Source organism: Streptomyces sp. NPDC050145 (assembly GCF_044460245.1).
GTDB lineage: Bacteria > Actinomycetota > Actinomycetes > Streptomycetales > Streptomycetaceae > Streptomyces.
Map to the genome: position 1 here is coordinate 277,910 of NZ_JBITJS010000011.1, position 9,472 is coordinate 287,381.

Annotated in this window: 9 protein-coding genes; 2 read left to right on the forward strand and 7 right to left on the reverse strand. The window is 71.8% G+C overall.

Annotated elements, in window-relative coordinates; genetic code table 11:
* Nucleotides 1-57 precede the first annotated feature (57 nt).
* The 4 genes from ACIBTU_RS23675 to ACIBTU_RS23690 all read right to left on the reverse strand — a co-directional run bounded on the left by ACIBTU_RS23675 (nt 58) and on the right by ACIBTU_RS23690 (nt 4,209).
* Nucleotides 58-1,146, reverse strand: coding sequence for a WD40/YVTN/BNR-like repeat-containing protein (locus ACIBTU_RS23675; RefSeq protein ID WP_399128359.1), 1,089 nt, complete (start codon nt 1,144-1,146; stop codon nt 58-60).
* A gap of 103 nt (nt 1,147-1,249) precedes the next feature.
* Nucleotides 1,250-2,440, reverse strand: a complete 1,191-nt coding sequence (locus ACIBTU_RS23680; protein WP_399128360.1) for a globin domain-containing protein — start codon at nt 2,438-2,440, stop codon at nt 1,250-1,252.
* Nucleotides 2,441-2,570: 130 nt separating this feature from the next.
* Nucleotides 2,571-3,014 carry an RrF2 family transcriptional regulator gene (locus ACIBTU_RS23685; RefSeq protein ID WP_399128361.1) on the reverse strand — a complete coding sequence of 148 codons (444 nt, stop codon included), beginning with the start codon at nt 3,012-3,014 and terminating at the stop codon, nt 2,571-2,573.
* Nucleotides 3,015-3,126: 112 nt separating this feature from the next.
* A complete protein-coding gene (locus ACIBTU_RS23690; RefSeq protein WP_399128363.1) occupies nt 3,127-4,209 on the reverse strand; it encodes an NADH:flavin oxidoreductase/NADH oxidase in 1,083 nt (360 codons plus the stop codon).
* Nucleotides 4,210-4,426: 217 nt separating this feature from the next.
* On the opposite strand from ACIBTU_RS23690, the gene ACIBTU_RS23695 reads away from it, so the two are divergent.
* Complete coding sequence (locus ACIBTU_RS23695) at nt 4,427-4,786, forward strand: ArsR/SmtB family transcription factor (protein ID WP_399128364.1); 360 nt, start codon at nt 4,427-4,429, stop codon at nt 4,784-4,786.
* 13 nt (nt 4,787-4,799) lie between these two features.
* Here the strand turns inward: ACIBTU_RS23695 and ACIBTU_RS23700 are convergent, their stop codons facing one another.
* Both ACIBTU_RS23700 and ACIBTU_RS23705 read right to left on the reverse strand, forming a co-directional pair.
* Nucleotides 4,800-6,140, reverse strand: coding sequence for an NADP oxidoreductase (locus ACIBTU_RS23700; RefSeq protein ID WP_399128365.1), 1,341 nt, complete (start codon nt 6,138-6,140; stop codon nt 4,800-4,802).
* Nucleotides 6,141-6,259: 119 nt separating this feature from the next.
* Nucleotides 6,260-6,934 carry a DUF305 domain-containing protein gene (locus tag ACIBTU_RS23705; protein WP_399128366.1) on the reverse strand — a complete coding sequence of 225 codons (675 nt, stop codon included), beginning with the start codon at nt 6,932-6,934 and terminating at the stop codon, nt 6,260-6,262.
* 44 nt (nt 6,935-6,978) lie between these two features.
* Between ACIBTU_RS23705 and ACIBTU_RS23710 the strand changes: the two genes are divergently transcribed.
* The gene (locus ACIBTU_RS23710) at nt 6,979-8,514 is read left to right on the forward strand and encodes an LVIVD repeat-containing protein (RefSeq protein WP_399128367.1); all 1,536 of its coding nucleotides are present in this window, start codon (nt 6,979-6,981) and stop codon (nt 8,512-8,514) included.
* Here ACIBTU_RS23710 and ACIBTU_RS23715 read toward each other — a convergent pair.
* Nucleotides 8,502-9,221 carry a TetR/AcrR family transcriptional regulator gene (locus ACIBTU_RS23715; protein ID WP_399128368.1) on the reverse strand — a complete coding sequence of 240 codons (720 nt, stop codon included), beginning with the start codon at nt 9,219-9,221 and terminating at the stop codon, nt 8,502-8,504. The genes ACIBTU_RS23710 and ACIBTU_RS23715 overlap by 13 nt on opposite strands.
* Nucleotides 9,222-9,472: the final 251 nt, after the last annotated feature.

Consider the following 9,472-nt stretch of genomic DNA (forward strand, 5'->3'; position numbering starts at 1 on the left):
GGCCGCTCGGCGTCGGGGCGCGGGGGCCGCACTGTGACGGCAGAGGCCGGGTCCCGCTCAGCCGACCACGGCCGCCCGCACGCACAGCACGTCCGGCAGGTGCTGCGCCAGTTGCCGCCAGGTGTCGCCGTCGTCCGCGGACGCGTACACCTCCCCGTTCCGGTTCCCGAAATACACTCCCGCCGGCTCCGCGTCGTCCGTGCACAGCGCGTCGCGGAGCACCGTGCCGTAGTGGTCGCCCTGGGGGAGGCCGCGGTCCAGGGGCTCCCAGGTGCGGCCCGCGTCCTGGGTGCGGAAGACGCGGCAGCGGTGGTCGGCGGGGACACGGTCCGAGTCCGCGTTGATCGGGAAGAGGTACGCCGTGTTCCCGCGGTGCGGATGCGCGGCCGCCGCGAAGCCGAACGTCGACGGCAGGCCCGCGCCGATGTCCGTCCACTTCGCGCCGCCGTCGTCGCTGCGGTACACGCCCCAGTGGTTCTGCAGATACAACCGGTCGGGGTCCGCCGCGTCCCGGGTCACCTTGTGCACGCACTGGCCGAACTCCGGGTCCGGGTCCGGCAGGAACACCGCGCTCACCCCCGAGTTCGACGGAGTCCAGCTGGCCCCGCCGTCGGAGGTGCGGAACACGCCGGCCGTGGAGACCGCCACGGTCAGCGAGTCCGGGTCACGGGCATCGCTGAGGATCGTGTGCAGACCCTCGCCGCCGCCTCCGGGCACCCACTTCGAGCGGGTCGGGTGCTCCCACAGCGGGCGGCACAGCTCGAAGGACTCGCCCCGGTCCTCGGAGCGGTACAGCGCGGCGGGCTCGGTGCCCGCGTAGACCACGCCGGGCTCGGCGGCCGAGGGGTGCAGCTGCCACACCCGCTCCAGCGAAGCGCCGGTGTCCTTGGGGAACTTGACCGCGGGCGCGGCCGGCTCGGTCCACGTACGGCCCAGGTCGTCCGAGTGGAACACGGACGGGCCCCAGTGCGCGCTGTCGCCGCCCACGAGGAGCCGTGGTGTCGGCCCCCGGGTGTCGATGGCGACCGCGTACACCGCCTGCGCGTTGAAGTACGGGCTCTCGTCGAACGTCCAGGCGCCGTCCGCGCCCCGGCGCCCCAGGAACAGCCCCTTGCGCGTGCCCACGGCCAGCAGCACATCGGTCATGCCGAACACCTCCGAAACGTCGTTGTCTCCAGGTATCGGCCAGTCTGCACCCCCGCACTGACAATCACCGTCGGTGCGGGGGTCCGCGCAGGTCACACGGGTGTCAGGCGGCGGCGAGCCACAGATCGGGGCCGAACACCTCGTAGTGGATGTCGGCGGCCGCGACCCCCTTGCCGAGCAGCTGTGCGCGCGCCGCGCGCATGAAGGGGAGCGGGCCGCACAGGTACGCGCGCGTGCCGGGTGCGACGGTCACGTCCGTGAGGTCCATCAGGCCCGTACGGTGTCCGGCGCCGCCCTGCTCGTACCAGAAGTGCGCGGCACCCCCGGCGAGCTTCGCGGTCAGCGACTCGTGGTCGGCGCGCAGTGCGTGCGTCTCGGGGGAGCGGTCGGCGTGCACGACCGTCACCGGGCCCTCGTGCCCCGTGCCCGCCAGCTCGTCGAGCATCGCCAGCATCGGGGTGCAGCCGATCCCGGCGGAGGCGAGCAGCAGGGGCGCGCCGTCGGCCTCCAGGACCAGATCGCCGTACGGGGCGGAGACGCGCAGCCGGTCACCGGCGCGCACGTGCGCGTGCAGGTGCCGCGAGACCTCGCCGTCCGGGGTGCCCTCGGCGCCGAGCACGCGCTTGACCGCGAACGAGCGGGTCGTCCCGGAGGGGGCGCCCGTCAGGCTGTACTGGCGTATCTGCCGCGCGCCGTCGGCCAGTTCGACCTGGACGGACACGTACTGGCCGGCGCGGAAGGCGGGCGCGGGGCGGCCGTCGGCCGGGCGCAGCAGGAAGGAGGCGACGTCGGCGGTGTCGTCGGTGCGGGACACGACCTCCCACTCGCGCCACACGTCGCCGGCCACGACGCCCTGCTCGGCGAAGAGCCGCTTCTCGATCGCGATCAGCGCGTTCGCCATCAGCCAGTAGACCTCGTCCCAGGCCTGCGCGACCTCGGGCGTGACGGCGTCGCCGAGCACCTCCGCGATCGCCGCGAACAGGTGCTCGTGCACGACCGGGTACTGCTCGGGGAGGACGCCGAGGGAGGCGTGCTTGTGCGCGATGCGGTCGAGCATGACGTCGGGCCGCTCGTCGGGGTGGTCCACCAGGTAGGTCGCGAACGCGGCGATGGAGCCGGCGAGCGCCTGCCGCTGACTACCGGCCGCCTGGTTGCCCCGGTTGAACAGGTCGCGCAGCAGCTCGGGGTGGGCGGCGAACAGCTTCTCGTAGAAGAGCCCGGTGATCTCCTCGATGGCCGCGCCGACGGCGGGAAGGGTGGCGCGGACGACGACGGCCGACGATTCGGTGAGCATCAGCGGATCTCCTTAATTGGTATTTCAGATTCGTATTTAAGGTCACACGGAACACAGAACTGGGAACACGGTGCACGGGGCCGTGGATCGACGGGCGGTCCGGTTGCCGGGTGAGCTGGGGTGCGGAGGCTCAGTCCGCGCCGCGCGTGGGCGACAGGGACAGGAGCAGCGGGCCGGTCGGCGTCTCGACGAGTTCGGCGAGGGTCAGCGGGTCGAGCGAGGCGAAGAACGCCTCCTGCGCCTCGCGCAGCGCGCCCCGCAGTCGGCAGGCGGCGCGCAGCGGGCAAGGGGTGCTTCCCTCGCAGTCCACGACGTCACCGGGCCCCTCCAGGTCCCGTACGAGGGCGCCGACGGAGGCCGTGCGCCCCGCCGGGGTGAGGGTGAGCCCGCCGCCCCGGCCGCGCCGGGCCTCGACGAGGCCCATGTGCTGCAGCTTCGCGACGACTTTCGCGGTGTGGGTGTACGGCACGTCCATCGTGGCCGCGACCTCGCGCGTGGTGGGCAGGCCTTCCTGCTCGACCGCGAGGCGCATCAGCACGCGCAGTGCCAGATCCGTGAAGCGTGTCAGCCGCATGACCGCACGCTATGAATACTTGCATCTGAAAGGCAAATTAAGACGCTGAGGCATGCGTCACGCCCCCTGCGCGGGCCGGCCTGCGCAGGGGGCGTGAGGGTGGGGCGTGGGATCAGACGGAGCGGAGGTACTGGTTCGGGACGTGCACGTCCGCGCCCAGCTCGCGCGCCGCGTGCCGGGCGAACGACGGGTCGCGCAGCAGCTCGCGGCCGATCAGGACCGCGTCCGCCTCACCGTTGGCGATGATCTTCTCGGCCTGCTCGGCGTCGGTGATCATGCCGACCGCCGCGGCCGGCACCTTGGCCTCGTTGCGCACGCGCGCGGCGAACGCCACCTGGTAGCCGGGGCCGACCGGGATGCGGACGCCCGCCGCGTTGCCCCCGGTGGAGACGTCGATCAGGTCCACCCCGTGCGTGTGCAGCTCCGCGGTGAAGCGCACGGTGTCGTCGGCGGTCCAGCCCTCGCCGTCCTCCAGCCAGTCGGTGGCGGAGATCCGGAAGAGCAGCGGGAGGTTCTCCGGCCAGACCGCGCGCACCGCGTCGACGGCCTCCAGGGCGAAGCGGGTGCGGTTCTCGTAGGAGCCGCCGTACTCGTCCGTGCGGTGGTTCGAGTGCGGGGACAGGAACTGGCCGATCAGATAGCCGTGCGCCCCGTGCAGTTCGACGACCTCGAACCCGGCGTCCAGCGCGCGGCGCGCGCCGTCCGCGAACTGCTGGACGACCTCGCGGATCTGCTCGACCGTGAGCTCGGTCGGCACCGGGTGCTTCGCGTCGAACGCGACGGCGCTCGGCGCGACGGGCTGCCAGCCGTGACCCTCGGGGCCGACCGGCGCGCCGCCCACCCACGGGCGCTCGGTGGACGCCTTGCGCCCGGCGTGCCCGATCTGGATGCCCGCCACCGTGCCCTGCGACTTCAGGAAGTCCGTGATCCGGCGGAAGGCGGCGACCTGCTCGTCGTTCCAGATCCCCAGGTCGTACGGGGAGATCCGGCCCTCGGGGCTGACCGAGGTCGCCTCGACGATGATCAGGCCCGTGCCGCCCGCCGCCCGGGCGCCGTAGTGCTGGAAGTGCCAGTCCGTGGGGGCGCCCGTCAGTGGACCCTCGGGGGCCGCGCTGTACTGGCACATCGGCGGCATCCAGACCCGGTTCGGGACGGTGAGGGACCGCAGGGTGTAGGGCTCGAACAGCGCGCTCACGGGGACTCCATTCGGTACGGGCTGGTCGCGAAAGACTCGCCGGTACGAGCCCGTCGGCTCGGCTCGCACCCAGGGTCGTACGATAACCATCGTAGTACGGGAACTGTCAAACTACGAGAAGTCTCGTATAATGAGTCCGGAGCGTCGGACCGTACACGCGTCGGGGACGATGGAGCCGTACGGATCGAACGGGCCGCACAGACAGGGGAGTCGTCCAATGAGCACCGCAGCACCACAGGCCGCGGGCGGCCGCGCCCTCGCGCACCCCGCCCGCGAGGAACTCCGGCTGGAGGCCGTCCTGCACGCGCTGTCGGACCCGATGCGGCTCGCGATCGTGCGGGAGATGGCGGCGGCCGAGACCGCGCTGTCCTGTTCGGCCTTCGCGCTGCCCGTCACCAAGTCCACGTCCACGCACCACTTCCGCGTGCTGCGCGAGAGCGGGGTCATCGAGCAGGTCTACCGGGGGACGGCGAAGCTGAACGGGCTGCGCCGGGCCGACCTGGACACCCTGTTCCCCGGCCTCCTCGACAGCGTTCTCGACGCGGCGGACCGCCAGGCGACCCGGCTCGGGGAGTAGGCGCCGCCCGCCGCTATGTCCCGTGGGCCGCGTTCAGCAGGCCCGACCAGTCGGGGATCTTGACCGTGCCGCGGCCCAGCGCGCGTCCGAGATCCGTCTCGGCCCGTTCGATCGCCTGCCAGCCCGCCCAGTCCACCGGATGCAGTCCGGCCGCGAGCAGCCCGTCCAGCGGGTCGCCGGGCAGGGTGCGCCGGACCAGGGCCGGGACGTCCGCGAGCAGGGACGTCACGGTCTCCTTCGCGCACGGCCGGTTCGTGCCGATCACTCCGGTGGGCCCGCGCTTGATCCAGCCCGCCACGTACTCGCCCGGCGCCGGCCGGCCCCCGCGCAGGACCCGACCTTCGGCGTGCGGCACCGTGCCCCGTACCGGATCGAACGGCAGCCCGTCCGGCGGCATCCCGCGATAGCCCACCGAGCGCAGCACCAGCTGCGCGGCGATCTCCTCGTACGTCCCCGTGCCCCGGACCGTGCCGTCCTCCTCCGGCCGGGTCCGCTCGAAACGGACGCCCGCCACCCGGCCGTCCCGCCCCGTGATCTCCTCGGGCCGCAGGAAGAACCGCAGATGGATCCGGCGGCCCGCGCCCGGGCTCGGCCGGGCCGCCCACTCGCGCAGCACCTCGATGTTGCGCCGGACGGCGGCGGGCAGCGCCGAAGGGTCGGCGAACGCGGGGTCGAGCGCCAACTCCCGCTCGTCCACCACCACTTCCGTGTCCGGCAGCGTCCCCAGCTCCCGCAGTTCCTTCGTCGTGAAGCGGGCCTGGGACGGACCCCGCCGCCCCACCATGAACACGTCCCGCACCTCGCTCGCGGCCAGCACGCGCAGCGGCTCCTGCGGCATGTCGGTCGGTGCCAGCTCGGCCAGGCCGCGCGCCAGCATCCGCGTCACGTCCACCGCCACGTTCCCGACGCCGATCGTCACGGCCGCGCGCACGTCCCGTACGAAACCGGAGTCCCAGGCGTCCGGGTGCGCGCTGTACCAGGCCACGAAGTCCGTCGCCGACCAGCTGCCGGGCAGGTCCTCACCCGGTACCCCGATGCGGCGCGCGGACGCCGCGCCCACGCAGTACACGACCCCGTGATACAGCTCGAGCAGCCGCTCGGGCGGCAGCGCGGGACCCACCTCGACGCCGCCGAGGAAGCGCACGTGCTCGTCCTCGAGCACCGAACGCAGGTTGTTCTGCAGCGACTTAATCTTCTCGTGGTCGGGCGCGACCCCGTACCGCACCAGACCGTACGGGCACGGCAGCCGGTCCAGTACGTCCACCCGGACATCGGGCACCAGGTCCTGCCGCACCAGGCTCTGGGCGGTGTAGACCCCGCTGGGCCCCGATCCGACAACGGCGAAGTGCGGCACGTGCGGCTCCTTCCGCTGGTGCGCTGCTCCCTCTCAGCATGGCACCGCGAGCCGCCCCGGGGGAGTGCGCCGACACCCCGCGCTCTCCAGGGCCCCGGGCGCGGCCCGCCCGCCGCAGGTCACATCCGCCGCATCCGCTCGATCTCGGACGTCTGCTGGGCGATCACGTCGTCCGCCATCTCCTCGATCTGGACGTTGTTGCCGTCGCCCTTCACCTCCGTGGCCATGGTCACCGCCCCCTGGTGGTGTGTGATCATCAGCTTCAGGAAGAGAGAGTCGAACGCCTTGCCGCGGGCCGCGCGGAGCTGCTTCAGCTGGGACTGCGTCGCCATGCCCGGCATCGCGTCGTGCGCGTGATGGCCGGACGGCGCCTCCTTGCGGCCGTGCTGTTTCAGCCAGCCGCGCATCGTCGCGATCTCCGGGCCCTGCGCCGCCGTGATCCGCTCCGCGAGACGCTCGACCTGCCGGGAGTCGGCCTGCTTCGGGGCGAGTTCGGTCATCTCCAGGGCCTGCGCGTGATGCTGGATCATCATCTGCGCGTACGCGACATCGGCCGAGTTCGGGGTGTCGTCCGGGCCGCGCGCCTCCGCGTCCTTCGCCGACAGGGTCTCCGCCGCCTCGCCCGGTTTGCCCGGCGCGATGACCGAAGGCCCGGTGCCGGAAGGGGAGTTGGCCTTGTCCGCGCTCTCGGGGCCGCCCGCGTCGCATCCGGCCAGGGCGAGCGCCAGTGCCGCGACCAACGTGGGAACAGCCAGTTTCATGACGAGCTTGTTGCCATCTGTTGATCTGTGCATGAGGAAGACGATACTCGGGGGATCCGTGAACTGTTCACGGATCGATGACGTCACCGTCAACCAAGGAGACCACAGTGACCCTGTTGCAGGACTCCGCCCGAACGCGTCGCAGACGCCTGGGAGTTGCCACGGCCGCGGCCGGGCTCCTCGCCGCGCTGCTCGCCGCAGGACCCGCGTCGGCCACCCCCGACCCGGGCGACGGGAACCAGGCGCCCAAGTCGGTGTCGCGCACCGTGGAGAAGCAGGCCGAGGACGCGATAGCCGCCGGCGAGATACCCGGCCAGGACGAGGTCGTCCACTCCGCCAACATCGAGCACCTCACCAACATCCCCAAGGACGCGCTGCCGGGCACGAACTCGGACCTCGCGTTCCAGGGCAAGTACGCCTTCGCCGGCAACTACGACGGCTTCCGCATCTTCGACATCAGCGACCCGAAGGCGCCGAAGACCGTCGCACAGGTCCTGTGTCCCGGCTCGCAGAACGACATCACCGTCTCCGGGAACCTGCTGTTCCTGTCCACGGACAGCTCCCGCAGCGACAACTCCTGCGCCTCCACCACCCAGCCCGCGACCGAGAAGTCGTCCTGGGAGGGCATGAAGGTCTTCGACATCAGCGACAAGAGCAACCCGAAGTACGTCGCCGCCGTCGAGACCGCCTGCGGCTCGCACACCCACACGCTGGTGCCGGAGAAGAAGAACGTCTACGTGTACGTCTCCTCGTACTCGCCCAGCGCCACCTTCCCCGACTGCCAGCCGCCGCACGACGGCATCTCCGTGATCAAGGTGCCGCGCGACGCCCCGGAGAAGGCGGCGGTCGTCGGCTTCCCCGTCCTGTTCCCCGGTGACGGCCCCGACGGCGGCGGCAACCCGGGCGGCCCCACCAACCCGGGCGTCTCCAAGACCACCGGCTGCCACGACATCACGGTCCTGCCCTCCAAGGACCTCGCGGCGGGCGCCTGCATGGGTGACGGCATCCTGTTCTCCATCAAGGACCCGGAGCACCCGAAGGTCATCGACCAGGTCCAGGACAACGTGAACTTCGCGTTCTGGCACTCGGCGACCTTCAACCAGAAGGCGAACAAGGTCGTCTTCACCGACGAGCTCGGCGGCGGCGGCGCCGCCACCTGCAACGCGGCGATCGGCCCGGACCGCGGCGCCGACGGCATCTACGACATCGTCGGCAAGGGCGACCAGCGCAAGCTCGTCTTCAAGAGCTACTTCAAGATCCCGCGCCACCAGGCCGACACCGAGAACTGCGTCGCGCACAACGGCTCGCTGATCCCGGTCAAGGGCAAGGACATCATGGTCCAGGCCTGGTACCAGGGCGGTGTCTCCGTCTGGGACTTCACCAACTCCGCGCAGCCGAAGGAGATCGGCTACTTCGAGCGCGGCCCGCTGACCACCGACACGATGAGGACCGGCGGTTCCTGGTCCGCGTACTACTACAACGGCTACATCTACTCGAACGACATCGCCAAGGGCTTCGACGTCCTGAAGCTCAGCGACCGGCGCACCGACCCCGCGCAGCGGGTCCGCATGGACGAGCTCAACGTCCAGACGCAGCCGGACTACTTCGACTGAGCCCGCGGGTCCGCCGGTCGCCCGGCGGGCCGCAACGGCTCGAAGTAGCGCGAGAAATCGGCCGTACGGCCGGGGGCGGGGCTTTCCCCGGACGCGACGTCATCCGTGACGTCGTCGTCCGGCGGGAAGCCCCGCTCCCACGCGAGCCCGTACCGCCGGAACATCTCGGCCCGCATCCGGCGCACCGGCATCGGCGCCCCCGGCAGCAGGATCGCGAAGACGGAGCCCATCAGCTGGGCGCGCAGCATCGGATAGTCCAGCTCCACGTCCGCCGAGCCGTGCCGCCGCACCGTGTCCTGGAGCATCTCGGACAGCCGCTGCTGCTCGACGCACGGCACGAAGCCCTCGGACTGCAGCAGGACCGCCATGTGCGTGCGCATCAGCACCGGATGGTCACGCGCGAGGCCCAGGATCGCGTCGATCGCGCGGGCCAGCCGCTCGTCGCCGTCCTCGGTGCGCGGCTCCCGCTCCAGCGCCTCCTCCAGCGTCCGGTTCATCAGCCGGTGCACCGCGGACTGGAGCAGTTGCCGCTTGCTCGGGAAGTAGTACGAGACCAGGCCGCGGGCCGAACCGGCGCGGTCCGCGATGTCGCCGAGCGTCGTCGCGTCGTAACCGCGCTCCTCGACCAGCTCCAGGGCGGCCTGCAGAAGCCGCTCGCGGGAACGCCGTCGCAACTCCTCATTGACCGATGCGCTGCGGGGGGACATCCTTGACTCCTGCGTTGACTGGCTCGCAGCCAACTATACTCAGCGCGGCCCGGTCACCGGCCTTCGGGTGCGGTGTGCCCGGGCGGGGCGGCTGTGCCGGGGCGACGCGGGGGATCGCCTCGGCGCGGCCGTGCCACCCACCGGCCTCCGGACGGTGTCGGCGCCGCCTGGAGGCCGGTGTCATGTTTTCGGGATCACTGCGGGCTCGCCCCGGGATCTCTGCGGATCTCTCTGACGCGCGGGGTCGCCGG